The following is a 22,349-nucleotide window of genomic DNA, read 5'->3' as shown; positions in this document are numbered from 1 at the left end:
AGCGGGAAGCGATCACCCCGGTGACTTCCGCTAGATAGTTCAGTCTGCACGTGGCGCCCGGGGAGAGAATTCTTCTCCCCGGGCGCTGTGCAGTACCACCAGCCTTCACCGATTCAGCAGGCCATTGTTCTTAGGAGTTGTAGCGCATGGGACTTTCTATCGACGGACTTTCCAGCGGTTTGGACACCACAGCCCTGATCAATTCGCTCATGGCCGTGGAAGCAATCCCGCAAAGCCTCATCAAGAACAAAGCCGCATCTGTCCAGACCAGCATCTCGGCCCTGCAGGGACTCAATTCCGCCATCGCGGACCTCGCAACCAAGGCAGGCAAGCTCTCCGACCCCAAGGCCCTGGAGCTTTACTCTGCCTCGAGCAGCTCCGCAAAGGTCACCACCACGGTCGGTGCCGGGGCGAAACCCGGTGCGGTTGATTTCACCGTCTCCCAGCTGGCCCAGACCCAGGTCTCGGTCAGCAAGAACCTCGCCGCGTGGCCGTACACCACCATGACGGTCACGGGTGAAGGCGGCCAGGCTGTCACAGTCACCCCGCTTACGTCCTCCCTGGACGACGTCGTTTCCGCCGTGAACCTCTCCGGCGCCGGCATTGTCGCATCGAAAGTTTCCGTGGGCGGCGGCGAGTACAGGCTGCAATTTGCCGCGGCCAAGTCCGGCGACGCCGGCGGGTTCAGCATCGCCGATCCGGACGGAACAGCCGGGCTGATAAAAGTGCAGCCTGCACAGGACGCGAAGATCAAGCTGTGGGCCGGTACAGATGCCGAAGTGACGCTTAATTCGTCCTCCAACACTTTCGCGGAACTCCTGCCAGGCGTCTCGGCGACCGTCTCCGAGGTCTCTGCCACTCCCACACGCGTCACCGTTGCCCGTGACAACGCCCAGATCAGCAAGGCGGCCTCTGATCTGGTCGGCTCCGTCAACGGAGTCCTGGCGCAGATCGCGACCAAGAGCGCCGTGGTCAGCAGCACCGACGCCTCGGGCAACGCCGTCACCTCAGGCGGCGTATTCACCGGAGACAGCACCATCCGCAACGTCAACGCGGCGATCCTGGCCGCTGCGTCCCAGCCCCTGAACGGGAAATCGCCGTCCGAGCTTGGCATCAGCGTCACCAAGACCGGGACGATGGAATTCGACGCCACCAAGTTCGGTGACGCCTTGGCGAAGGACCCCGCCGGAACGATGGCGGCCGTGGCCACGATCGCGGGTCGGGTGGCAGACGCCGCCAAGCAGGCCTCCGATCCCGCCACTGGCCTGCTCAGCACCAAGATCAAGGGACAACAGTCCACCGCGAAGGACTACACCGCGCAGATCGCCGACTGGGATGACCGCCTCGAGATGCGCCGGACCACGCTGCAGCGGACGTACTCCGCGCTGGAGGTCGCTCTCAGCGGCATGAAGGCGCAGTCGTCCTGGCTGTCCTCCCAACTCGCAGGACTCTCAGGAAGCTCTTCATCATGACTCTGACCTCCTTCGGCGGCGGCTACGGCAATGCCGGCCAGCGGAACCAGTACCTCGCGGACTCGGTCTTGTCAGCTCCGCCGGCACGGCTGCTCACGATGCTCTACGACCGGCTGCTGCTGGACCTGGGCCGGGCGGAAACAGCCCAGCAGGCTGCCGACTGGACCACGGCCTCGGAAAACCTGCTGCACGCCCAGGCCATCGTGTCCGAGCTGTCCTCGTCGCTGAAGGTGGAGGCGTGGGACGGCGCCAACGGCCTGATGGGGGTCTACAACTACGTCTCCACGGCACTGATCAACGCGAACGTCCAGCGGGATGCGGCATTGACCCGCGAAGCCATCGACCTGCTGGAGCCTTTGCGGCAGACCTGGCACGAGGCCGCCGCGGCGGTACCCGCGCCCGCACCCCCCGCGGCGTTCCCCGCCGCGGCGCCCGCCGCCTTCGCGGCAGCCGGGGCCTGGAACACGCAGGCCGGAACAGGTGGCGGGAGCCTCGGTTTTGGCTGAACTGGCTGACGCGGATATCGGCGTCCGGGGAACCGGTTTCAAGCACGCGGCATCAACCCCGGCCGAGTCAGCGGCTGCTGACACAGCCCTGGCTGCCTGGGCAGCTATTTTGGATGTCCTCGAAATGGCGGTCCAGGCGGCGGAGCGTACCTTGAAGGATCCGCTGGGACCGTTGTCCGCCGCATCAGCGCACCACGTGGCGCCGTTGCCCGTGGAACGCTGGACACCGCCCACCCGGCCCGGTCCGCTGCCGGCGGCTTCACGGCGCCGGGCAGCCGCCCTGGCCGCCGCCCAGGAACGCGTCGCGCACCGGCTTGATGAGGCCCGAATGGACGTTGCCCGTCAGCTCCAGGCGGTGTCCTCGGTGCCCGGCGTAGGCGAGTCTTCTGCCGCCATTTACCTCGACGTGAACGGCTGACACTTTCCCGGCTCAAATCTTTGAAAGAACTGTTGTAGTTTCTCCTAACGCGGCGCTGACCAGTGCCGATAACCACTGTAAGAGCACGGATCGCTCGCTTACCGGCCACGGATCGGCCATCCCCACCTTTCCCAGGCAGGACTCTGTGCTCGAATCCGTGACTTCCGCCGCCTTGGCCAGTGCCATGGACGGGCTGGCACTGCGCCAGCGGACCATCGCGAACAACATCGCGAACGTCAACACGCCGAATTACCACGCGAAGCGCGTCAGCTTCGAGGACGCCCTCGCGGCGTCGGTGCAGTCCGGGAACGGCCGCGTCCAGGCAACCACGGCGGAGTCCCTGGAGCCCACGCAGCTGAACGGCAACAACGTCAACCTGGACACCGAGACCCTGTCCAACATCGACACCGTGCTGCGTTTCCAGTTCGCCGCCCGCGCCGTCAATACCGAGTTCACCGCCGTGCGCTCCGCCCTGAGGACCAGCTGATGACCTTCGACATGATCGGCATCGCCGGCTCCGCCCTCACCGTCCACCGCAAGTGGCTCGATGCTGTCTCGGACAACCTCGCCAACATGAACAACGCCTCCGCCACGTCCGGCCCCGCCTTCCAGGCCCGGTATGTCGAGGCCGCGGAGGGCTCGCAGGGCTCGGGCGTGTACGTCAAGAGCACCCAGCTCGGCAACGCCGAGGGCAGGATCGTCTACCAGCCGGATCACCCGCTGGCGGACGCCAACGGCAACGTGAAGTACCCGGACATTGACATGGCCGAACAGATGGGTGCGCTCATCATCGCCCAGCGCGGCTACCAGGCCAACGCGCAGGTGGTGGATCGCGCCCGCGAAACCTACATGGCCGCGCTTGAGATTGGACGCTCCTAATGACTGTCGCCCCCATCGCCCCCGTCCAGGGCGTCCTGCCGACAAACTATGTGACGGGCGCCGGAGCGGCACCCGTGGCCGGCACTGACGGCTCCGCCTTTGCCACTTCCCTCACCGGCGCGGTGGATAACCTCCAGCAGCTGCAGTCGACGTCGAACCAGCTGGCTGTGTCCGCCGTGACCGGCAACCTGGATGACATCCACAACGCCACGCTTGCCGCGACCCGGGCGCAGGTGACGCTGGAGCTCATGGCCACCATGCGCAACAAGGGCGTTGACGCGTTCAACGAGATCATGAGGATGCAGGCCTGATGCCTCCGCAGATTAACGCTTTCTTCCAGCGCTTCGGCGCGGGCCTGAAGAGCTTCACCGCCGGCCAGCGCACCATCGCCGTGATCGGCGCTGCCCTGCTGGTGGTGGGCATTGTTGCCCTGTCCGCCTGGCTTACCCGCCCGGTGCTGACCCCGCTGTTCTCCGGCCTCCAGACCACCGACGCCAACGGCATCGTCGAACAGCTCCGCAAGGACAACGTTCAGTACGAGCTCAGCGACGGCGGATCCACCATCCTGGTGCCGCAGGACAAGGTCTACGACGAGCGCCTCAAGGCAGCGGCCGCGGGCCTGCCGACTGCCGCCGCCACCGGCTACTCCCTGCTGGACAAGATGGGCGTGACGTCTTCGGAATTCCAGCAGTCCGTCACGTACAAGCGCGCCCTCGAGGGCGAACTTGCCAGCACCATCTCCGCCATGGACGGCGTGAAGACCGCCGCCGTCCGGCTCGCCATCCCCGAGAAAACAGTGTTTGTGTCCAAGGCCCCGGACACCACCGCCTCAGTGTTCATCGAGACCGACGCCGGCGCTGCCCTGACCGGTGACAAGGTGCAGGCGATCGTCCACCTGACCTCCGCCGCCATCGAAAACCTCAAGCCGTCCAACGTCTCCGTGGTCGATTCGCAGGGCAACGTGCTCTCCAGCGTCGGCGGCGGGACCGCAGGATCGTCCACCAAGCAGGCCAGCGACTACCAGCAGCGCACCTCGGACGCCGTCCGCGCGGTCATGGACCGCGTGGTGGGCCCGGGCAACTCCACGGTCGCCGTCGCCGCCGACGTGACGGGCGAATCGGCGCAGCAGAAGAGCGAGACTTTCTCCAATGCCGAGGGCGCCCTGCCGCTGAGTGAATCGTCCAAGACCGAGAAATACACCGGAACCGGGGGAGGCGCCGCGGGCGTCCTCGGCCCGGACAACATCGCTGTTCCCGGCGGCACGAGCGGCAACGGCAACTTCGATTCCTCCACCGAAACCAAGAACAACGCGGTCAACAAGGTCACCGAGGACCGGACCATCCCGGCCGGTGCCATCAAGCGGCAGACCATTTCCGTCGCCGTCAGCCAGGCCGCCGCCGGCGGCCTGAACCTGGCGTCGCTGAAGAACCTCGTCACCTCCGCAGCCGGGGCCGACACCGCGCGCGGCGATATTGTCACGGTCGAGGTTGTGCCGTTCAGCACCGCAGCCGCCGACGACGCCGCCAAGGCGCTCGCCGAGGCCCAGGCCAACGCCGAAGCCGAGAAGCAGGCCGCGTTCTTCGGAACCCTCGTCACCGCAGGCAGCATCCTGCTGGGCCTGCTGATCCTGGCCCTGGTGGTCACGATCATCCTGCGGCGCCGCCAGAAGCGCGAGCCCGTGGACCTCGGCGAACGCCTGGACCTGGAGATCATGCCGGTGGCCCCGCCTGTGGTGGCCCTTCCGCCAGCGACGTCGGCGATCCCGATCACCGCCCTGCCCCCGCTTCCGGGCCCGAGCACCGAACAGCTGGAATCCGAGCGCCGCCGGTTTGAAATCGACAACATGGTCGCCGCCAACCCGGAACGGGCCGCCGATTACCTGCGCAGCCTCATGGATGACAGGCAACCGGCATGAAACCCACCGATACGCCCCTGACCGGCACCCAGCGCGCCGCCGTCGTCCTGATGCAGATGAGCCCCGAGAACGCCGCCAAGGTCATGGCCCAGCTCACGGACACCGAGGCGGAGGAGATTGCCGGGGAGATCGTCAAGCTCCGCAAGGTGGACTCTGACGTCACCGAGCAGATCATGAAGGACTTCCACCAGGCCGCGATGACAACCACGCGCCAGGCCCGGGGCGGCCGGGAACTCGCCGAGGGCCTGCTGGAGGCCTCCTTCGGCTCGGAACGGGCCGCCGGGCTCATGAACCGCCTGACCGTCAATATGGCCGGCAAGTCCTTCGAGTTCCTCGAAGACATCGAACCCGTGCAGATCCTGGCCCTGATCGACGGCGAACTGCCGCAGACCATCGCCCTGGTCCTCGCCCACCTCAGCCCGCGCAAGGCCTCGGCCGTGATGTCCGGGCTGCCCGGCTCGCTGCGCGCCGACGTCGCGCTCAGCATCGCCACCATGGGATCCGGCGCGCCCGAGGCGATCGGGATCGTCGCCGACACCCTCAAACTCCGCGGCGGCGCCGCCGTGTCCCAGCAGGCCTCGAAGGTGGTGGGCGGCATCCAGCCGCTGCTGGAGATCATCAACCGGACCGACGCCGGCACGGAACGGTCCGTGCTGGACGGCCTGGACCTGCTCGATCCCGACCTCGCGGTGGAGATCCGGGCCCAGATGGTGACGTTCGACGACATCGTGAAGCTGGAACGCCGCGACGTGCAGCTGGTGCTGCGCGGACTCGACGCGGCCGTCCTGGCGATGGCGATGAAGGGTGCCTCCGAGCCGGTCCTGGAAACCATCACCACAAACGTCTCCGGGCGCAACCTGGAAATCCTCGAATCCGAGATCGCCGCCCTGGGACCCCTGCGTGCCTCGCAGATCGAAGAGGCCCGTGCCGCCGTCGTCCGGTCCATCCGCGAGCTCGAGGCCGAAGGCCAGATCACCATCCACCGCGGGGACGAAGAAGACTATGTCTACTGACAACGGCGCGGCCAACGCCCCGGCGCGCGTCGTCTTCCCGTCGCTGCGGGCCAACGGCCCGGCCGCCGAACAGGCCGGCTACACTGAAGGCCACGCCGCGGGCTACGCCGCCGGTGTGCGCGCCGCAGCGAAAGAGCAGCGCCGCTGGCGGGACCGGATGGCCGCCGAGCAGGCTGCCTCCCTGGCCGCCGGACAGCAGGACCTGGACCGTGCCGTGCGCGCCCTCGCCGTCGCCCGGGCAGACTTTGCGCACCGCAACGTGCAGGCGCTGCAGGACGCCGAGGAAATCCTGGCCCGCACGGCGCTGGAACTGGCCGAGGCCATCCTCGGCTACGAACTGGCCGAGGGCACCCGGACCGCCCGGGCCGCCCTGGCCCGCGCCCTCTCCGGGAATGACTCCGCCACGGTACTGGCAATCCGGCTGCACCCGGCGGACATCGACGTCCTCAGCCGGGAAGGCCAGGAACTGCCAGCCGGGCTGCCGCTCATCGCGGACCCCTCCCTGGGCCGCGGCGACGCGAAGGTCGAATACCAGCAGGGCTGGTTCGACGCCAGCCTCCGCACCGCCCTGGGACGTGCCCGCACGGCGCTGCTGGGAGAGGCAGCGTCGGCAGAGGGCCCGCTGGGTGGCGCATTGGTGGGAGACACCGTGCCGGGAGACGTCGTGCCGGGAGACACCGTGCCGGGAGAATCCGGCCGGGCCGAATTCGGTGCCGGCGCCTACCGGGGCCAGGCATGATCGCCGAGTGGCGGCCGAAGGGCGCCGACTATGCCGCCGCGCTGGCCGCGGCCGCCCCGCAACGGGTCGGCGTCGTCACCTCGGTCATCGGGCTGGGCCTGGAAGTGTCGGGTCTGGACTGCGCCCTTGGTGACCTCGTGACCGTGGGCGGGAACCCGGGCCTTGACGCCGAAGTCGTCGCGGCGCTGGACGGCTCCGTGCGCTGCATGCCGCTGGGCCGGCTGGCCGGCGTGGCTGCCGGTGACCCGGTGCGCGCCAAAGGCAGCGCGGTATTGGTTCCCACCGGGCGGGGCCTGTTCGGCCGGGTCCTTGACGGCCTGGGACGCCCGATCGACGGCAAGGGTCCGCTGCTCAGCGGGCCGCGAGTGCCGATCGACAACGAGGCACCGAACGCCATGAAACGCGCCCGCATCGACACCGCGCTGCAGACCGGCGTGCGCGTCCTGGACACCATGACCACGCTCGGCAAGGGCCAGCGCATGGGCCTGTTTGCCGGCTCCGGGGTCGGCAAATCCTCCCTCCTCTCGATGATCGCCCGCGGAACCGACGCCGAAGTCTCGGTGATCGCCCTCGTTGGCGAACGCGGCCGCGAAGTCCGCGAGTTCCTCGAAGACGACCTCGGCGCCGCCGGCCTGGCGCGCTCCGTGGTGGTGGTCGCCACTTCCGACGAACCCGCCTTGATGCGCATGCGCGCGGCCTTCACCGCCACCCGCATCGCCGAGTCCTTCCGCGACCAGGGCCAGGATGTGGTGCTCATGATGGACTCCCTGACCCGGGTGGCCATGGCGCAGCGCGAGATTGGCCTCTCGGCCGGCGAGCCCCCTGCCACCCGCGGCTACCCGCCGTCGACCTTTTCCATCCTGGCCCGGCTGTTGGAGCGTGCCGGCACGGCCGAGACCGGCTCCGTTACCGGCATCTACACCGTGCTCGTGGACGGCGATGACCATAACGAGCCCATCGCCGACGCCGCCCGCTCCATCCTGGACGGCCACGTGGTGCTGGACCGCAAACTCGCCGTCACCGGGCACTTCCCGTCCGTGGACGTGCTCGGATCCGTGTCCCGGGTGGCCAGCAAGGTCAATTCCCGGCCACACCTCGACGCCGCCGCAACGCTCCGCCGGGTCCTCGCGGCCCGCAAGGCGGCACAGGACCTGATCGACGTCGGCGCCTACCAGGCCGGGACCAACCCGCTGGTGGACGCTGCGCTGAACCACGAGCACGACGTCAGCGGTTTCCTCCAGCAGCCGATGGACGAATCCACGGCCCACCCCGAGTCCTGGCAACGGCTCGGCCACCTCACTTCGATCCTGGGAGCAGCAGCATGAACCGCGAATTCTCACTGGCCGGCCTCCTGCGCCTCCGCCAGCTCCAGCAGGACCAGGCGGCAACCGGGCTGGCGCGCGCCCGCTCACGTTCCAGCTCCGTCCGGGTCCGCGAAGCCGCCGCCCGCCGCGAACTTGCCGCCACGGATGACCCCATCTCCAGCTCGGCCTCACTGCGCGCCGTGGCCGCCGCCCGGTCATCCGCGCACAGCATGCTCGCGGACCTGCAAAACCTCACCCACCTGGCCGAGGCCGACGAAGCCAACGCCCGGGCCGAGTTCATCGCTGCCCGCACGCGGTCCGTGGGGCTGGAAAAACTGCAAGCCCGGCACGACGCCGAGGTCAACTCCGCGGACCTGCGCGCCGAACAGTCGGCCCTCGATGAGATTGCCTCGACGCTCTGGCACCGCGATGAGCAGCAGGTGAAGCCATGAGCATGACTGAAGCGATCGGCCGGATGCAGGGCATCCAGTCGATGATCGCGGAATTGAGCCGGCCTGCGGCCACGGAGACCAGCGCAGCCGCTGCCAAGGCTGCGGCTACCTCGCTCGCGTCCGCAACCGGCACCGGCGACTCCGCCACGTTCACCCAGGCACTTGCCGCGGCACTGGGCGGCAGTGGCGCAACGGATGCCGCCTCCCTCACGGACAGCCTGGGCCTGGGCTCCTCACTGGGCACGTCACTGGGCATTGGCGGCACATTCGGACCAGGTAGCGCTGCGGCGGCCGGGACGGCCGCGCTCACCGGCGCCCAGGCAGCCGGAACCGTACATGCCGGTGGGGCCGCGACGGGCAATGACGTGGTGGCAGTGGCGAAGAAGTACATCGGCGTTCCCTATGTGTGGGGCGGCACCAATCCGGCCTCCGGCATGGACTGCTCCGGCTTCACCCAGCGGGTCTTCAAGGACCTCGGCGTGGAGCTTCCCCGTGTGGTGAGCGACCAGATGCGCCAGGGCACCCCGGTGGCGTCCCTCGCAGAAGCGAAACCCGGAGACCTCCTGGTGAGCTTCGGAGGCAACCACATTTCCATCTACCTGGGCAACGGCAAGGCGATTGACGCACCCGTGCCGGGCAAGACCATCCAGATCCGCGATGCCTGGGAGCAGCAGTCCAACCTGACCTCCATCCGGCGCATCGTTCCCGCAGGGGCGGCATCATGAAGGCGGCGGCATCGACGGAGCTTGCGGGCGCGCTGGGGGCGACCGTCCGGGCGGCCCGGCAGGGCGCGGACCCGCGGCCCGGCAGCGAAAACGGAAACACAGCCGCCGCGTCCTTCGACGCAGTCCTCAACGACGTCCAGGGCGCAGCGGGCAACGGCACCGCGGCAGAGCCTGGCGCCGCTAAGGCTGTACCGGCGGCCGATGACACGGCGGCCGAACTGCCGCAGCCCGACGACGCCACGGACCCCGCTTCGCTGAGCGGCACCGCTGCGAACACTGTGACGGGGGCCGACGCTGCTTCCGGGACCGCGCCGGGGACCGACGCTGCTTCGTGCGGTATCACCAGCCCCGGGCCGGCCCCGTACGTTCCGGCCCAGTACGTTCCAGCCCAGTACGGCCCGGCCGAATTCCCGCCGGCCCAGTACGGCCCGGCCGATTTCCCGCCGGCCCAGTACGGCCCGGCCGATTTCCCGCCGGCCCAGTACGGCCCGGCCGATTTCCCGCCGGCCCAGTACGGCCCGGCCGAATTCCCGCCGGCCCAGTTTGTCTCCTATACACAACTTGGTCAGGCTGGTCAGGCTGCGCTGCCCGGACAGTCGGCGCCGGCGGTTGCCCCGCCGACGGACAGCAACGATGGTTCCCGTACTGCCGCACCGGCCGTCACTGCGTCCGCGGCCTCGGCGGTCCTTCCCGACGAGTTGCCGGCCGCCGCCGCGCATTCCCCGGCCGTCGCGACCCCGGGATTGGCCGCAACGCGGCGCCAGACTGTGGCCGCCGTCCCCGCTGGGACCATGCCGGACGGTAAGCCGAACGCCGCTGCGGCCTCGCAGACGGCGGGCGCGGTCCCGCTGGCCGGGCCCAAGGCCGCCGGCGGACCGGTCAACCGGCCGGTCAATGGGAACGATCCTGCCCCGACGGCTGCGCCCGTCGACGCCGTGGCCACCGCACCGGCTGCTGTTGCGGCCGCGCCGCTGGCCTCGACTGCCACCGGCGCCGCAGGGACCACCCCTGCGGCCGGTCCCGTTCCGGTGCTCAGTGGCCCACCCAAGGCTGCTGCACCTGCCGGGCCAACGCAGGCAGTCCCGGTGCAGGCCGGCGCCACACCTCCGGCCGCGGCCGCGGCACCGGGCGCGGCAGCGGCGGCGCAGACCGCCCAGGGACTTGGCTCTGGTCATGGTGCGTCGCCGGCGGCCACCACCGCGGCCGTGTCCGCGCGGGCGGTCAACGGATCAGACGTCGCCGCCGTCGCTCCCTCCGCGCCCGGACAAGCGCCGACGTCGCCGACCACCTCACCCGGCACGACCCCGTCCGGTCCGGCGCCATCCGGCATCCCCGGAGCCGGCACTGGATCCTCCGGCAGCATGTCCACCGGAACCGGAACCGGAACCGGAACCGGAACCGGAACCGGAACCGGAACCGGAACCGGAACCGGACCCGCACACGCCCCCGCTCCTTTCCACGCCGGCGTCCTGACGGAACCAGTCGCGGCACCCACGCCCACCGCCGCCCAGGCTCGGTCCAATCCGGAAAGCGACGCCCCCACGGCGGCCGCCTTCCCCGTCCAGCCGACTCTGGCGGCGGCAACCGCGGCCCAGGCCGTGCCCCAGCCGGCTGCCCAGGCCGCTGCGCAGCCGGCGTTCCAGTCCGCGTCCCCGCCGGCGCCCCATTTCGCGGCGCCCCTCCAGTCCCAGCTGGCCAAACCGCTTTTCACCCTCGTGGGGGCACCCCAGGGCCAGCACATCATGACCCTCAAGGTCAGCCCGGAAGATCTCGGTCCACTGACGGTCCGGGCCCAGATCGACGCCGCGGGCGTCCGGATTGAGCTGTTCGCCCCGGGCGATGCGGGACGTGAAGCCGTCCGCGGAATCCTGCCCGAACTCCGCAGGGAACTCCACGGCGCCGGATTCGCGGCCAGCCTTGACCTCTCAGACCACAACGGTCCCGGTTTCGGGCAGCACGGGGCCCAGCACGGCACGGGCCAGGACCGGACGGGGACCGGCGGCCAGTTCGGCACCGGCCGGGACCCCGGCGGCAGCGGCTCGGGCCCCGGCGGCAGCGGCTCCGGCCCGGGCGACCGGAACGGGCCGCGGCCCGGAAACCGCTGGGATGCGCTGGCCGATGATCAAGCCATACGCACCGCCAGGCTGTTGAACGGCCCCCAGACCACCCTCGACATTCTTGTCTGACACGAAGGAACGCGACTTATGACGATTCAGCCGATCGCATCCCAGCCGGTAACGGCGGCGGGGGACGCCACCCAGGCCTCTGCCGTGCGGACACCCTCGCAGACCATGGATGCCAACGTGTTCATGTCCCTGCTCGTGACGCAGCTCAAGAACCAGAACCCGAGCGCGCCCATGGACACCAACCAGATGATGAGCCAGACCCTTCAGCTCTCCATGATGGAAAAAATGGCCGAACTGACCACCAACAGCAAGGAGGGCTTCTCCCTCCAGATGCGGACGGCGGCAGCCCAGCTGATCGGACACTCGGTCGGCTACACCCTCGCGGACGGCACCACCGGGACCGGCGTCGCCAGTTCCGTCAGCTATGCGGGATCGGTTCCGTCCGTCACGATCGGCGACCTTTCCGTTCCCCTCGACTCCATCACCGGGCTTACCGCTCCGGCCGCATCCTAACCAGTTCTTCACCCGTAGAAAGGCAGTTCCCATGCTCCGCTCGCTGTACTCCGGAATCTCGGGCCTCCGCGCCCACCAGACCATGCTGGACGTTACTGGCAACAACATCGCCAACGTCAACACCGCAGGCTTCAAGGCCTCCTCCACCCAGTTCCAGGACACCCTGTCCCAGCTGCAGCAGGGCGCCACCGGCCCGCAGGCCGCGACCGGCGGCAGCAACCCCGCCCAGATCGGCCTGGGCGTCCGGGTTGCCGGCGTCACCACCAACTTCTCCCAGGGCTCATCGCAGAGCACCGGCCGGGCCACCGACCTGATGATTTCCGGTGACGGCTTCTTCGTCACCAGCAAGGGCGGCAGCCAGCTCTTCACCCGCGCCGGCGCGTTCAGCCCGGACGCAGCCAACCAGCTCGTAAGCCCCGACGGCGGCATCCTCCAGGGCTGGACCGCCACCAACGGTGTGATCAACGCGGGAGGCCCCGTTGGCGACATTACGCTGAACCCCAACACCATGGTGGCCAAGAAGACCGACTCGGTGACGCTGGACGGAAACCTGCCCAGCGACGCCGTCGACGGCACCAAGTTGGACCGTCTGGTCAAGGTTTACGACGCCGCCGGCACCGAACGCAGCGTGTCAATGACCTTCACCAAGGCCGGAAGCACCTGGAACATCGCCGCCGACGACAACGGCACCACAGCCACCGGGTCTGTGACCTACACGAACGGCAAGCCCACCGCAGGCGGCAACGTCACCGTCAACGGCATCACCATCGATGTCTCCAAGGTTTCCGGCTACGCTGCCATGAGCTCGCTGACCGTCAGCGGCCAGAACGGTGCCCCCGTCGGCAAGCTCGAGTCCTACACGCTGGGCAGCGACGGCTCCCTGGTCGGGTCGTTCAGCAACGGCATCAAGCAGGTCCTCGCCAAGATCGCCCTCGCCAAGTTCACCAACCCGGGCGGCCTGGAGAAGGCCGGCGGCTCCTCCTACGTCGCAACCGGCAACTCCGGCGGCGTGCAGCTCGGTGCTGCGGGCGACCCCGGCCTTGGCACCCTGACCGGCGGCTCGTTGGAAATGTCGAACGTGGACCTGTCCCAGGAATTCACCAACCTGATCGTTGCGCAGCGCGGTTTCCAGGCCAACGCCCGCATCATCACCACCTCGGATGAGGTTCTCCAGGAACTGACCCAGCTCAAGCGCTAATGAGCGGAATCGTGCTTGTCCCCTAAGGATTCGGGAGACAGCTTCGGGTTTCCGGTAATGCCGGACCCGGAGCTGTCTCCCCGGATCACACCTCAGGGGGGGCGCCTGCGTTCCGGCGTCCGGCAGCCACGTCGTCGCGTTAGCGGCAGCACGTCGTCGCGTTAGCATTGGTCCCAACACGTCTGTCCAGGAGGGCACATGCCGTACATCGTTGACTTCGAGACCGTTTCTACCGTCGGCTTGGAATCATCGCCCGTCTCCGAGGCCCTCGCCGGGTTGCGCGCCAACGAGGCCCGCTATTACCGGAATAAGTACGGCCACGCCTTCACCGTGAGCCCCGCGGGCGAAGTTCCTGACGTGGTTGACCGGGTGAGCCGCATCCTCCGGGATGAACGCGAGATCGTGATCGGCTCCCGCCCGCTGGAGGCGACCGCCTTCGAAGTCGACGGTTTGCGGATGGCCTATGTTTTTTACGAGTCGGGGCTGTCGGTCAACGTCATGTACAGCATCGAGGACGGCGGGAAGAGAGCGGTGGGGTTCAAACTTGCCGACGGCATGGAAGTTCCGGAGGAATTGGCGCCGCGCTTCAAGTTCGCCCGCCAAAAGTCGAAGCTGGCGGGCGTTATTCGCGGCTCCTACTTCGTGATCAAGGGTGAGTACTGATCGGGCTCACCCCCGCATTTCAGGTTGCGGGACGCAGCCGGGCAATCCGGAAAGTGAGTTTCTGGGATTGGGGTTCCATATTTTCGACGTGATCATTAGCGGCGGCGGCCCGACGGGGATGATGCTGGCCAGCGAGTTGCGGCTGCACGACGTGGACGTGCTCGTGCTGGAGAGGGACGCGGAGCCGAGCCAGGCGGTCCGTTCGCTCGGCCTGCACCCGCGCAGCATCGAGATCATGGACCAGCGCGGGCTGCTGGACCGGTTCCTCGCCCACGGGCAACAGTATCCCGGCGGCGTGGGTCGCTTCGCCGGGATCGACAAGCCCCGGCCGGTGAACCTGGACACCGCACACGGCTACGTCCTTGGCATCCCCCAGCCGGTCACCGATCGCCTGCTGGCCGAGCGCGCCGGTGAGCTCGGCGCCCAGATCCGCCGCGGCTGCGAGGTGGCAGGGGTCGAGCAGGACGAGGACGCGGTGAGCGTCGAACTCGCTGACGGCACACGGCTGCGCTCGCGCTGGCTGGTCGGCTGCGACGGCGGACGCAGCCTGGTGCGCAGACTGCTCGGCATCGGCTTCCCCGGCGAGCCGGCCAAGACCGAGTGGCTCCTGGGCGAGGTGAAGGTGACCGCGGCGCCGGACCAGCTGGCCGCGGTGGCCGAGGAGGTGCGCAAGACCCACAAGGGGTTCGGCATCGGCCCCGCCGGAAACGGCCTGTACCGCGCCGTCGTGCCCGCGGCGGCCGTGGCCGAGGACCGCTCGGTCCCGCCGACGCTGGAGGAGTTCCGGACGCAGCTGCGGGCGTTCGCAGGCACCGACTTCGGCGTCCACTCACCACGCTCCCTGTCCCGTTTCAGCGACGCCACCCGGCTTGCCGAGCAATACCGGGTGGGCCGCATTCTGCTCGCCGGCGATGCGGCGCACGTCCACCCGCCACTGGGAGGGCAGGGACTGAACCTCGGCATCCAGGACGCCTTCAACCTCGGCTGGAAGCTCGCCGCCGAGGTCAAAGGATGGGCGCCGGACGGGCTGCTGGACAGTTATTACGCCGAGCGTCACCCGGTCGCCGAAGGCGTGCTGACCATCACCCGCGCCCAGAGCGAGCTGCTGTCCACCGAGCCCGGCCCGCAGGCCGTGCGGCGGCTGCTGAGCGAGCTGATGGACTTCGAGGACGTCAGCCGTTTCCTGGCCGAGAAGATTACCGCGATCGGGGTCCGCTACGACTTCGGCGAAGGACCCGAGCTGCTCGGCAGGCGACTGCGCGACATTCCTCTATCGCGGGGCCGTCTCTACGAACTCACCCGCAAAGGCCGCGGGCTCCTGCTGGACCAGACCGGCGAACTCTCCGTGGCAGGATGGGCGGACCGGATCGACCACGTCGCGGACACCAGCGGGGAACTGGACGCGCCCGCGGTCCTGCTCCGGCCGGACGGCCACGTCGCATGGATCGGCGACGACCAGGACGACCTGCTCCGCCACCTGCCGACATGGTTCGGGGCCGCCCTCGAGGGCGCCGGAGACCGTCACGATCGCCGCCCCTGACGCCGTGGCCGCCGTCAGGCAGCCTGCCAGGTCACGGGAAGCTGTTTCGCCCCGTACACGATCATGCTTTCCATCCGCTCCAACTGCGCGTCGGGGTCCACAGCAAGCCCCGGCAGCCGTGAGAGCACGGCCTCCAGCGCGATCCTGGCCTCCAGCCGCGCCAGGGGCGCCCCCAGACAGAAATGGATGCCCTGCCCGAAGGCGAGGTGACGGTTGGGTGAGCGTTCGACGTCGAACTCGTCCGGGCTCGGGAACTGCTCCCCGTCGCGGTTCGCCGAGCCGATCCAGGCAATGATCGGCGAGCCTGCCGGGATGGTGCGGCCGCGCACGGTCGTGTCGACGGCTGAGAGCCGGTACATGGACTGGACGGGGGAGCGGTAGCGCAGCACCTCTTCGATGGCGTGCGGGAGCAGGGCAGGCTCGGCGACGAGGCGTTCCGCCGTGCCCGGCGATTCGGTGAAGCACAGCACCGCATTGCCGATCAGGTTGGTGGTGGTCTCGTTTCCCGCCACGAGCAACAGGCTGCAGAATCCCAGCAACTCGATGGGACTGAGCTTCTGCCCGTCGATCTCGGCCGCGAGGAGCGCGCTGATCAAATCATTGCCCGGCCGGTGCCGCCGCTCCTCGATCATGGCCATGAAGTACTCCGCCATTTCCCGGTTGGCTGCCGTGTGGACGGAATCGTCGGCGCCCGGGCGGGTTTGGCTCACGATCACGTCGGACCACAGCTTGAACCGGTCCCGGTCAGAGGCCGGAATGCCCATGAGTTCGGCGATCACGATCACCGGAAGCGGATAGGCGAGCTGTTCGATCAGGTCCGTGGCGCCGCCGGCCACCACCGGCTCCAGCAACTCGCCGGTCAGTTCCGAGATGCGCGGGGCGAGCGCTTCGACTGCCCGCGGTGTGAACGCCTGCGTCACGAGCGAACGCAACTGGCGGTGCCGCGGCGGGTCCGTGTTGACCAGGCTGGCGGCGAAGAGCTGGCCCGTTTCGGAGGGGTTGTCCCCGCCCATCCGGGAAGAAAAAGTGGCGTGCTCGGACAGGACCCGCTGCACGTCGTCGTAGCGGAACACGTGCCAGACGCCCGTGTCCGGGTCCTGGAAAACGGGTTCACTGTCCCGCATGGCTGCGTAGCGGGGAAACGGGTTCAACGGCTGCTCAAAATCCGGAAATGACGCCATGGCTGGCCTTCCTGATGAGGCGGGCGGCCGTCGTTTCCTGGCACTGGGCCAACTGCACGGGACGAACTGCGGTGGAGCAGACGTCCAACGGGGCGGGCCGGGTGGCCCCGTCAGATCCCACCCTAATACCGCGCGGCGGCCTTGGCACGGGGAATGTTGCTGCGCCGGCCGCCCCCGGGCACCGGCACGTTGACAAGGCGCCTGACGACGGCGCCTAACGAAGGGGCCCCGGCTGCCGACAGTACGGAGGAGAACACCCTTCCCCTCACAGAGCAGAATCGGCCCATGATCGTCGTCACACGCCTCAACGGAACGCGCTTCGCGGTCAATCCGGACCTCATTGAACGCATCCACGAGAGCCCGGATACGCACTTGGTGACACTCGACGGCGCCGCCTACGTGGTGCTCGAAAGCCTCGCCGAGGTGGTCGAGCTCATCGCAGAGTACCGGGCTTACATCCTGAGCAAAGCCCGGGACTTTCCGGCCATCACCGGCTATCCCCTCAGCCTGGTCCGGGCTGAAGACCCGGACGACGACCCCTACGACGACGGCGCCGGTCCCACGGCGCCCGCGCAACCCAGAAAGTAACGATGGATCCCGCAACAGTCATCGGACTGCTCCTCGCCTTTGGCTCCGTTATCGCCATGGTGTCGCTCGAGGGCGCCAGCCTGTCGGCGTTGCTCCTCCCGGCCCCCATGATCCTGGTCTTCGGCGCCACGCTCGCCGTCGGGATCGCCGGAAACACCCTCAAAGACGTCGTCCAGGCCTTCAAAGCCCTCCCCAAGATGTTCCTCGGCAAAACCGCCAAGCCGCAGGAAAGCATTGACCAGATGGTCCGCTTCGCCGAAAAGGCGCGCAGCGAGGGCCTGCTTTCCCTGGAAGAGGAAGCGGCCAGCGTCAAGGACCCCTTCCTTGCCCGTGCCCTGCAGAACATCGCCGACGGCACCGACGCCGAGGACCTCCGGATGCTCATGGAGGACGAGATCGACTCCAAGTCACGGAGCGATCACGCCAACTCCAAATTCTTCGCGAGTCTCGGCGGCTATGCCCCCACCGTGGGCATCATCGGCACCGTGGTATCCCTGACCCACGTCCTGGAAAACCTCTCCACCCCGGACCACCTCGGCCCGATGATCGCGGCAGCCTTCGTCGCCACCCTGTGGGGCCTGCTGTCCGCCAACTTCATCTGGCTTCCCTTCAGCGCCCGGATGGCCCGGCTCTCGGAACTGGACATCGAACGGATGACGCTGCTCATGGAAGGCATGCTGTCGGTCCAGTCCGGTGCCCAGCCGCTTCTGCTGGCCGAACGGCTCCGCGCCATGGTCCCCGAGCACCAGCTCAAGAGCTCCGGCAAGAAGGCCGGCGCTGACAAGTCCGACAGGATGGACGAGGCAGCGTGAGCCCGAGGCGGCGCGGGCGGAAGAAGCCGGAAGAACACCACGTCGACGAACGCTGGATGGCGTCCTACATGGACATGGTCACCGTGCTGATGTGCATGTTCATCGTCCTCTTCGCGATGTCCACGGTGGACGCCAACAAGTTTGAAAAGCTCCGCAACTCCCTGGCCACGGGATTCGGCGCAGTCGCGACGGAAACGGTGGATACGGCGTCGGGCACAGTGGTGCCGCCGGAGCTCGTGAAAGAGGACCTCGAGGCGTTCGCCGCCGTCAAGGGCGCGGCCACCGCATCCCCCGAGAATATGGCTGAAGCGATCAAGGAAGTGGACAAACTCAAGGCGCTGCAGCAGAAAATGCAGGCCGGCCTGGCGGCAGCCGGGCTGAGCGAGAACGTCGAGTTCCAGATCGACCAGCGCGGCCTGACGGTCAAGCTCGTCGGATCGCAGGCTTTCTTCGAACCTGACCGGCCCGAGCTCACCCCCCGGGCCTCCCGGGTGCTGCAGGTCATCTCACCGGTCCTCAAACCGGCCGGCATGGAAATCATGGTCGAAGGCCACGCCGCGAACGGCATCACGGCCTACCCCTCGACGTGGGAACTGTCCTCGGCGCGCGCCGTCAATGTCCTGCGGTACATGGTGGACCGCGGCGGCATAGCCCCCGGCACGATCGGTGCCGTCGCGTTCGGTTCTGCCCGCCAGGTCAACGACGACTCCACGCCGGCGCTCATGGAGCGAAACCGCCGGGTGGACATCGTGGTCATTTCCGACAAGCCCGACGTCGTCCGGGCACTGATTCCGGAGGCCTTGAAACTCAGCGAGAAGTAGCCGTTCGGGGCTACGGCGGATCGCCTGGGTTCTTTGCCGGAGTTTTGCCTGCATTTTTGCCTAAGGCGTTCTGCTTACGCCACGAGTTCCCTTGCCGATAGTGGCAACCGTGAGTGTTCTGGATGAGCGGGAAGTGGCACGGGAGCGGACCGTCAGCGTCTATGACTTCCGCCGTCCTGCGACGCTCGCGCGCGAACACAGCCGGGTGCTGGAGCTCGCCTTCGAAACCTTCGCCCGCCAGTGGGGCACCCAGCTCACTGCCAAGGTCCGCGTCAAGTCCGTGGTGCGCCTGGAAGACGTCAGCATGCTCAGCTACGACGAGTACGCCGCCTCGCTGCCCGCCGTCACCGCCATGGTCCTGTGCACCGTGGAGGCCCACGATTCCAAGCTCGTGGTGCAGTTCCCCGGCCCGGCCGCCCTCGGCTGGGTCAACCGCATGCTCGGCGCCACCAACGATTCGCCCATGCCGGACCGCAAGTTCACCCAGATCGAGCAGGCGCTGATCAAGGGCCTGATGGACGAGGCCCTCGAAGACCTCGGCTATTCCCTGGGCCCGCTGCTCAGCGAGGCCGTCCGGGTGGACACCATCCAATACAACTCCCAGTTCGCCCAGGCCGCCGCACCCAGCGAACTGATGATCGTTGCCTCCTTCACCATGAGCGTCGGCGACGTCAACGCGCCCGCCACCCTGGCCGTTCCGGCCGGAATCCTGCTGGGACGGCTCAAGAAGGTCAACCCGACCGACTCCCGCGAAGACGCGGCCGCCCGCGTCAGCGCCCAACTGGAGCAGGTCCCGGTGGAACTGTCCGTACGGCTCTCGACGTCGTTCGTTACCCCGAGCCAGGTCCTGGGTCTCGCAGTCGGTGACGTCCTGACACTGCCGCACCTGGAGAACCGGCCCTTTGACCTCACCCTGGACGGAACCCGGCTGGCCACTGCCGCCCCGGCCCGCAACGGCTCCCGCGCGGCCGCAGTAATTGTCACAATCGAGGAGAACCAACGATGAGCATCACCCTGACCAAGCACGAAATGTCGGCGGAACGGCTCGTCGAGGAGCTCCCGAGCCCGGTGGCCCTGAAGGTTGTCGCGCTGGTGCCTGCCCGGTCCGCGGCGGCCTACGCCCGGCAGGCGGTCACGGCGACCTTCGTCGGCGCGGTGACCGCCGACCTCGCCCTCATGCTCAGCGACCGCACCTTCCTTGACGAGGCCGCCGGCGCGGGGTCCCAGCTGGGCCACGTCTCCGTGACCGACGTGCTGCGCCCCGCGATGGAAAGCGCCAGCTCAGTCTTCGGGGCCGGTGTCCTGTCCGACCTGCGTGAATCCGACGTCTCAGGGCTCCTCTCGGATCCCGACACGGCCGTCTTTGAACTCTCCGACGGCAGCAACGCTGCGGCCTGGTTCGCCGTCCGGCTCCGCGAACACAGCAACAGCCAGGAACGCGGCGGGGACCTGTTCGCCGGCGGGGACACCGTGGCCGGCCGGCTCGGCCGGATCAACAACATTGAAATGGCCCTGACCGTGGAGATCGGACGCACCCGGATGTCGGTCCGGGACGTCCTGTCGCTGGAACCGGGCAAGATCATCGAACTGGACCGCTCCGCCGGCGCCCCGGCCGACGTCCTGCTCAACGGCCGCCTGATCGCGCACGGCGAAGTCGTGGTCCTCGACCAGGACTACGCGGTGCGGATCACCCGGATCCTCGACGTGGCCGAGGGGCTCAGCTGAATGGACGCACTGATCCTCGGGCTGCGGGTAGTCGTGGCCCTGGGCGCGGTGCTTGGCCTCATGTGGTTCCTGCAGCACCGGCTGGGCAAGGGCACCGGACGGCGCCGGGCTGACCGCGCCTTGACCATCGTCAGCCGGCAGAGCCTCGGACAAAAAGCCTCCGTGGTGGTGGTCGACGCCGCCGGGCAGCGCTTCCTCCTGGGCGTGACCGAGCACGCCGTCAACGTCCTGCACACCGGGGACATCCCGCCCGAACCCGAAGAAGTCGCGGTCCCCGGCACCAGCCGCGGCCTGGGCGATTTCGCCCGGATGCTCGCTGACGCCAGCCCGCTCGCCGGCAACCACTTCAGCAGCCAGCCGGCCATGCCGGCAGGTGATGCCGCCGCTGACGGCGACGATTTTGCGGACGGTGTCGACGCCGACGATTTCGCCGACGGTCAGAACGGTGTCCGGGAGTTGCCGCCGTCCCGCCGCAGCTCCCTTCACCGGGGCTCCGCGGCCCGCGGCCACGCCGGCCGCGGCAGCGCCGGCGGGTCGGCCCATCCGCCGCTGCACGGCTCCATCCTGGCCGGCTCCACCTGGAAGCAGGCTGCCGCCGCGCTCAGGAGCGGACGCCGCAATTGATCTTCCCGCTCCCCACCAGCACCACCCGCCCGCGAACAGCTGGCGCAAGACCCCTCAGGCTCCTGGCCCTGGGGCTCGCCGCCGTGCTCTTTGCCGTCCTCCTGCTGTGGCTCAATGCCTCGGCAGGCCACGCCGCACCGATCGACCCTGTTGCACCGGTGCCCCCGGCCGACCCTGCCAATCCCGACGGCGGGAACATCAACATCCAGATCAACGGGATGGACGGGAAACCTTCCTCCGCTGTCCTGACCCTGATCAGCATCACCCTCCTGGCCGTTGCGCCCTCGCTGTTGCTGATGATGACGTCCTTCACCAAGATCTTTGTGGTCCTGGCAATGACCCGCAACGCGCTGTCCCTGCCCTCCATCCCGCCGAACCAGGTCCTGGCCGGGCTGGCTCTGTTCCTCTCGATCTTTGTGATGTGGCCCGTCATCAACGAGATGAACACCCTCGGCGTCCAGCCCTACCTCAACGGCACACTGGACTTCAACGGTGCCGTCAGCGCCGCGTCGGGTCCGCTGCAGCACTTCATGCTCGCCCACACGCGCGAGGAGGACATCGCCCTGATGTCCCGTGCCGCCGGAGCCGAGAACCCGGCCACGCCTGAGGCCGTGCCGCTGCAGACCCTCATCCCGGCGTTCATGATCTCCGAACTCCGTGCCGCTTTCATCATCGGCTTCGTCATCTTCATCCCGTTCCTCGTGATCGACCTCGTGGTGTCCGCGGCCCTGATGTCCATGGGCATGATGATGCTCCCGCCCGTCATGATCTCGCTGCCCTTCAAGATCCTGCTCTTCGTGCTCGTGGACGGCTGGGGCCTGATCATCACCGCGCTCGTCCAGAGCTATGCGGGTTCAGGATGAACGCCAACGCGGTCCTGGACATCTGCCTCCAAGCCATGATCGTGGCCGCCAAGCTCTCCGCGCCCGTGCTGGTCACGGCGCTGGTGGTGGGCCTGGCCATCTCCCTGCTGCAGTCCATCACGCAGCTGCAGGAAGCCACCCTGTCCTTCGTGCCGAAGGCTGCCGCGGTGGCCGTGGCCCTGATTGTCTGCGGACACTGGATGATCTCGGAGATGGTGGGCTTCACCAACGACCTCTTCGCGAAGATTCCGTCCCTGCTCGGAGGCCTGTGA

General features: G+C 68.3%; 27 protein-coding genes. 26 read left to right on the top strand and 1 reads right to left on the bottom strand.

The annotated features are described in order from the left end of the window. The first annotated feature begins 146 nt into the window (after positions 1 to 146). From fliD to rox, 17 genes are all read left to right on the top strand, one after another. Entirely contained in the window at positions 147 to 1,472 is a 1,326-nt protein-coding gene (gene fliD, locus AC1DFR_RS16910; RefSeq protein WP_476873964.1) for a flagellar filament capping protein FliD, read from the top strand. Continuing rightward, complete coding sequence (gene fliS / locus AC1DFR_RS16905) at positions 1,469 to 1,978, top strand: flagellar export chaperone FliS (protein WP_476873963.1); 510 nt, start codon at positions 1,469 to 1,471, stop codon at positions 1,976 to 1,978. The genes fliD and fliS overlap by 4 nt, the downstream gene beginning before the upstream one ends. After that, positions 1,971 to 2,396 (top strand): hypothetical protein, encoded by a 426-nt coding sequence (locus AC1DFR_RS16900; RefSeq protein WP_476873962.1) that lies wholly within the window; start codon positions 1,971 to 1,973, stop codon positions 2,394 to 2,396. The genes fliS and AC1DFR_RS16900 overlap by 8 nt, the downstream gene beginning before the upstream one ends. 145 nt (positions 2,397 to 2,541) lie before the next feature. Further along, positions 2,542 to 2,883 (top strand): flagellar basal body rod protein FlgB, encoded by a 342-nt coding sequence (flgB, locus tag AC1DFR_RS16895; protein WP_028277071.1) that lies wholly within the window; start codon positions 2,542 to 2,544, stop codon positions 2,881 to 2,883. Further along, on the top strand, positions 2,883 to 3,275 hold the full coding sequence (locus AC1DFR_RS16890) for a flagellar basal body rod protein FlgC (RefSeq protein ID WP_079555549.1): 393 nt from the start codon (positions 2,883 to 2,885) through the stop codon (positions 3,273 to 3,275). The genes flgB and AC1DFR_RS16890 overlap by 1 nt, the downstream gene beginning before the upstream one ends. Next, positions 3,275 to 3,586, top strand: coding sequence for a flagellar hook-basal body complex protein FliE (gene fliE / locus AC1DFR_RS16885; RefSeq protein WP_028277073.1), 312 nt, complete (start codon positions 3,275 to 3,277; stop codon positions 3,584 to 3,586). The genes AC1DFR_RS16890 and fliE overlap by 1 nt, the downstream gene beginning before the upstream one ends. After that, on the top strand, positions 3,586 to 5,190 hold the full coding sequence (gene fliF, locus AC1DFR_RS16880) for a flagellar basal-body MS-ring/collar protein FliF (protein WP_476873961.1): 1,605 nt from the start codon (positions 3,586 to 3,588) through the stop codon (positions 5,188 to 5,190). Before fliE ends, fliF begins: the two co-directional genes overlap by 1 nt. After that, positions 5,187 to 6,203 (top strand): flagellar motor switch protein FliG, encoded by a 1,017-nt coding sequence (gene fliG, locus AC1DFR_RS16875; protein WP_476873960.1) that lies wholly within the window; start codon positions 5,187 to 5,189, stop codon positions 6,201 to 6,203. The genes fliF and fliG overlap by 4 nt, the downstream gene beginning before the upstream one ends. Beyond that, entirely contained in the window at positions 6,193 to 6,942 is a 750-nt protein-coding gene (locus AC1DFR_RS16870; RefSeq protein WP_476873959.1) for a FliH/SctL family protein, read from the top strand. The genes fliG and AC1DFR_RS16870 overlap by 11 nt, the downstream gene beginning before the upstream one ends. Next, positions 6,939 to 8,267, top strand: a complete 1,329-nt coding sequence (locus tag AC1DFR_RS16865; RefSeq protein ID WP_223914323.1) for a FliI/YscN family ATPase — start codon at positions 6,939 to 6,941, stop codon at positions 8,265 to 8,267. The genes AC1DFR_RS16870 and AC1DFR_RS16865 overlap by 4 nt, the downstream gene beginning before the upstream one ends. After that, positions 8,264 to 8,698: a flagellar FliJ family protein gene (locus tag AC1DFR_RS16860; protein ID WP_026538968.1), complete on the top strand. Its 435-nt coding sequence runs from the start codon at positions 8,264 to 8,266 to the stop codon at positions 8,696 to 8,698. The genes AC1DFR_RS16865 and AC1DFR_RS16860 overlap by 4 nt, the downstream gene beginning before the upstream one ends. Further along, positions 8,695 to 9,423 (top strand): C40 family peptidase, encoded by a 729-nt coding sequence (locus AC1DFR_RS16855; protein ID WP_476873958.1) that lies wholly within the window; start codon positions 8,695 to 8,697, stop codon positions 9,421 to 9,423. Before AC1DFR_RS16860 ends, AC1DFR_RS16855 begins: the two co-directional genes overlap by 4 nt. Next, positions 9,420 to 11,609, top strand: a complete 2,190-nt coding sequence (locus AC1DFR_RS16850; protein ID WP_476873957.1) for a flagellar hook-length control protein FliK — start codon at positions 9,420 to 9,422, stop codon at positions 11,607 to 11,609. Before AC1DFR_RS16855 ends, AC1DFR_RS16850 begins: the two co-directional genes overlap by 4 nt. Positions 11,610 to 11,627: 18 nt before the next feature. Further along, complete coding sequence (locus AC1DFR_RS16845; RefSeq protein ID WP_476873956.1) at positions 11,628 to 12,062, top strand: flagellar hook assembly protein FlgD; 435 nt, start codon at positions 11,628 to 11,630, stop codon at positions 12,060 to 12,062. Between the two features lie 31 nt (positions 12,063 to 12,093). Further along, the gene (locus tag AC1DFR_RS16840) at positions 12,094 to 13,260 is read left to right on the top strand and encodes a flagellar hook protein FlgE (RefSeq protein WP_028277079.1); all 1,167 of its coding nucleotides are present in this window, start codon (positions 12,094 to 12,096) and stop codon (positions 13,258 to 13,260) included. Between the two features lie 198 nt (positions 13,261 to 13,458). Then, positions 13,459 to 13,923, top strand: a complete 465-nt coding sequence (locus AC1DFR_RS16835) for a phage tail protein (RefSeq protein ID WP_223914319.1) — start codon at positions 13,459 to 13,461, stop codon at positions 13,921 to 13,923. Positions 13,924 to 14,002: 79 nt separating this feature from the next. Further along, a complete protein-coding gene (gene rox / locus AC1DFR_RS16830) occupies positions 14,003 to 15,463 on the top strand; it encodes a rifampin monooxygenase (protein ID WP_476873984.1) in 1,461 nt (486 codons plus the stop codon). Between the two features lie 14 nt (positions 15,464 to 15,477). Here rox and AC1DFR_RS16825 read toward each other — a convergent pair whose 3' ends face one another. Further along, on the bottom strand, positions 15,478 to 16,644 hold the full coding sequence (locus tag AC1DFR_RS16825; protein ID WP_476857546.1) for a cytochrome P450: 1,167 nt from the start codon (positions 16,642 to 16,644) through the stop codon (positions 15,478 to 15,480). Here AC1DFR_RS16825 and AC1DFR_RS16820 point away from each other — a divergent pair. From AC1DFR_RS16820 to fliQ, 9 genes are all read left to right on the top strand, one after another. Then, entirely contained in the window at positions 16,635 to 16,862 is a 228-nt protein-coding gene (locus tag AC1DFR_RS16820; RefSeq protein ID WP_476873955.1) for a hypothetical protein, read from the top strand. The two genes, AC1DFR_RS16825 and AC1DFR_RS16820, sit on opposite strands and share 10 nt — an antisense overlap. A 67-nt stretch (positions 16,863 to 16,929) precedes the next feature. After that, positions 16,930 to 17,232, top strand: a complete 303-nt coding sequence (locus AC1DFR_RS16815; protein ID WP_476873954.1) for a flagellar FlbD family protein — start codon at positions 16,930 to 16,932, stop codon at positions 17,230 to 17,232. A gap of 2 nt (positions 17,233 to 17,234) precedes the next feature. Then, complete coding sequence (locus AC1DFR_RS16810) at positions 17,235 to 18,044, top strand: motility protein A (protein WP_028277084.1); 810 nt, start codon at positions 17,235 to 17,237, stop codon at positions 18,042 to 18,044. Further along, positions 18,041 to 18,865, top strand: a complete 825-nt coding sequence (locus AC1DFR_RS16805) for an OmpA/MotB family protein (protein ID WP_476873953.1) — start codon at positions 18,041 to 18,043, stop codon at positions 18,863 to 18,865. The genes AC1DFR_RS16810 and AC1DFR_RS16805 overlap by 4 nt, the downstream gene beginning before the upstream one ends. 109 nt (positions 18,866 to 18,974) lie before the next feature. Further along, the gene (locus AC1DFR_RS16800) at positions 18,975 to 19,871 is read left to right on the top strand and encodes a flagellar motor switch protein FliM (RefSeq protein WP_223914317.1); all 897 of its coding nucleotides are present in this window, start codon (positions 18,975 to 18,977) and stop codon (positions 19,869 to 19,871) included. Then, a complete protein-coding gene (fliN, locus tag AC1DFR_RS16795; protein WP_028277087.1) occupies positions 19,868 to 20,590 on the top strand; it encodes a flagellar motor switch protein FliN in 723 nt (240 codons plus the stop codon). The genes AC1DFR_RS16800 and fliN overlap by 4 nt, the downstream gene beginning before the upstream one ends. Beyond that, positions 20,591 to 21,214 carry a flagellar biosynthetic protein FliO gene (fliO, locus tag AC1DFR_RS16790; RefSeq protein ID WP_476860128.1) on the top strand — a complete coding sequence of 208 codons (624 nt, stop codon included), beginning with the start codon at positions 20,591 to 20,593 and terminating at the stop codon, positions 21,212 to 21,214. Beyond that, on the top strand, positions 21,211 to 22,077 hold the full coding sequence (gene fliP, locus AC1DFR_RS16785; protein ID WP_223914314.1) for a flagellar type III secretion system pore protein FliP: 867 nt from the start codon (positions 21,211 to 21,213) through the stop codon (positions 22,075 to 22,077). Before fliO ends, fliP begins: the two co-directional genes overlap by 4 nt. After that, positions 22,074 to 22,349 carry a flagellar biosynthesis protein FliQ gene (fliQ, locus tag AC1DFR_RS16780; protein ID WP_079555610.1) on the top strand — a complete coding sequence of 92 codons (276 nt, stop codon included), beginning with the start codon at positions 22,074 to 22,076 and terminating at the stop codon, positions 22,347 to 22,349. The genes fliP and fliQ overlap by 4 nt, the downstream gene beginning before the upstream one ends.

The sequence above is a fragment of the Arthrobacter sp. 05T410 genome (assembly GCF_056396505.1).
This window is presented reverse-complemented; position numbering and strand designations above follow the sequence as displayed.

Excerpts from the sequence above, each read along its gene's own strand:
- fliD (WP_476873964.1), top strand. The coding sequence starts at position 147 with ATGGGACTTTCTATCGACGGACTTTCCAGCGGTTTGGACACCACAGCC.
- fliS (WP_476873963.1), top strand. The coding sequence starts at position 1,469 with ATGACTCTGACCTCCTTCGGCGGCGGCTACGGCAATGCCGGCCAGCGG.
- AC1DFR_RS16890 (WP_079555549.1), top strand. The coding sequence starts at position 2,883 with ATGACCTTCGACATGATCGGCATCGCCGGCTCCGCCCTCACCGTCCAC.
- fliE (WP_028277073.1), top strand. The coding sequence starts at position 3,275 with ATGACTGTCGCCCCCATCGCCCCCGTCCAGGGCGTCCTGCCGACAAAC.
- fliF (WP_476873961.1), top strand. The coding sequence starts at position 3,586 with ATGCCTCCGCAGATTAACGCTTTCTTCCAGCGCTTCGGCGCGGGCCTG.
- fliG (WP_476873960.1), top strand. The coding sequence starts at position 5,187 with ATGAAACCCACCGATACGCCCCTGACCGGCACCCAGCGCGCCGCCGTC.
- AC1DFR_RS16870 (WP_476873959.1), top strand. The coding sequence starts at position 6,193 with ATGTCTACTGACAACGGCGCGGCCAACGCCCCGGCGCGCGTCGTCTTC.
- AC1DFR_RS16865 (WP_223914323.1), top strand. The coding sequence starts at position 6,939 with ATGATCGCCGAGTGGCGGCCGAAGGGCGCCGACTATGCCGCCGCGCTG.
- AC1DFR_RS16860 (WP_026538968.1), top strand. The coding sequence starts at position 8,264 with ATGAACCGCGAATTCTCACTGGCCGGCCTCCTGCGCCTCCGCCAGCTC.
- AC1DFR_RS16855 (WP_476873958.1), top strand. The coding sequence starts at position 8,695 with ATGAGCATGACTGAAGCGATCGGCCGGATGCAGGGCATCCAGTCGATG.
- AC1DFR_RS16850 (WP_476873957.1), top strand. The coding sequence starts at position 9,420 with ATGAAGGCGGCGGCATCGACGGAGCTTGCGGGCGCGCTGGGGGCGACC.
- AC1DFR_RS16845 (WP_476873956.1), top strand. The coding sequence starts at position 11,628 with ATGACGATTCAGCCGATCGCATCCCAGCCGGTAACGGCGGCGGGGGAC.
- AC1DFR_RS16840 (WP_028277079.1), top strand. The coding sequence starts at position 12,094 with ATGCTCCGCTCGCTGTACTCCGGAATCTCGGGCCTCCGCGCCCACCAG.
- AC1DFR_RS16835 (WP_223914319.1), top strand. The coding sequence starts at position 13,459 with ATGCCGTACATCGTTGACTTCGAGACCGTTTCTACCGTCGGCTTGGAA.
- AC1DFR_RS16820 (WP_476873955.1), top strand. The coding sequence starts at position 16,635 with ATGACGCCATGGCTGGCCTTCCTGATGAGGCGGGCGGCCGTCGTTTCC.
- AC1DFR_RS16825 (WP_476857546.1), bottom strand. The coding sequence starts at position 16,644 with ATGGCGTCATTTCCGGATTTTGAGCAGCCGTTGAACCCGTTTCCCCGC.
- AC1DFR_RS16815 (WP_476873954.1), top strand. The coding sequence starts at position 16,930 with ATGATCGTCGTCACACGCCTCAACGGAACGCGCTTCGCGGTCAATCCG.
- AC1DFR_RS16810 (WP_028277084.1), top strand. The coding sequence starts at position 17,235 with ATGGATCCCGCAACAGTCATCGGACTGCTCCTCGCCTTTGGCTCCGTT.
- fliN (WP_028277087.1), top strand. The coding sequence starts at position 19,868 with ATGAGCATCACCCTGACCAAGCACGAAATGTCGGCGGAACGGCTCGTC.
- fliO (WP_476860128.1), top strand. The coding sequence starts at position 20,591 with ATGGACGCACTGATCCTCGGGCTGCGGGTAGTCGTGGCCCTGGGCGCG.
- fliQ (WP_079555610.1), top strand. The coding sequence starts at position 22,074 with ATGAACGCCAACGCGGTCCTGGACATCTGCCTCCAAGCCATGATCGTG.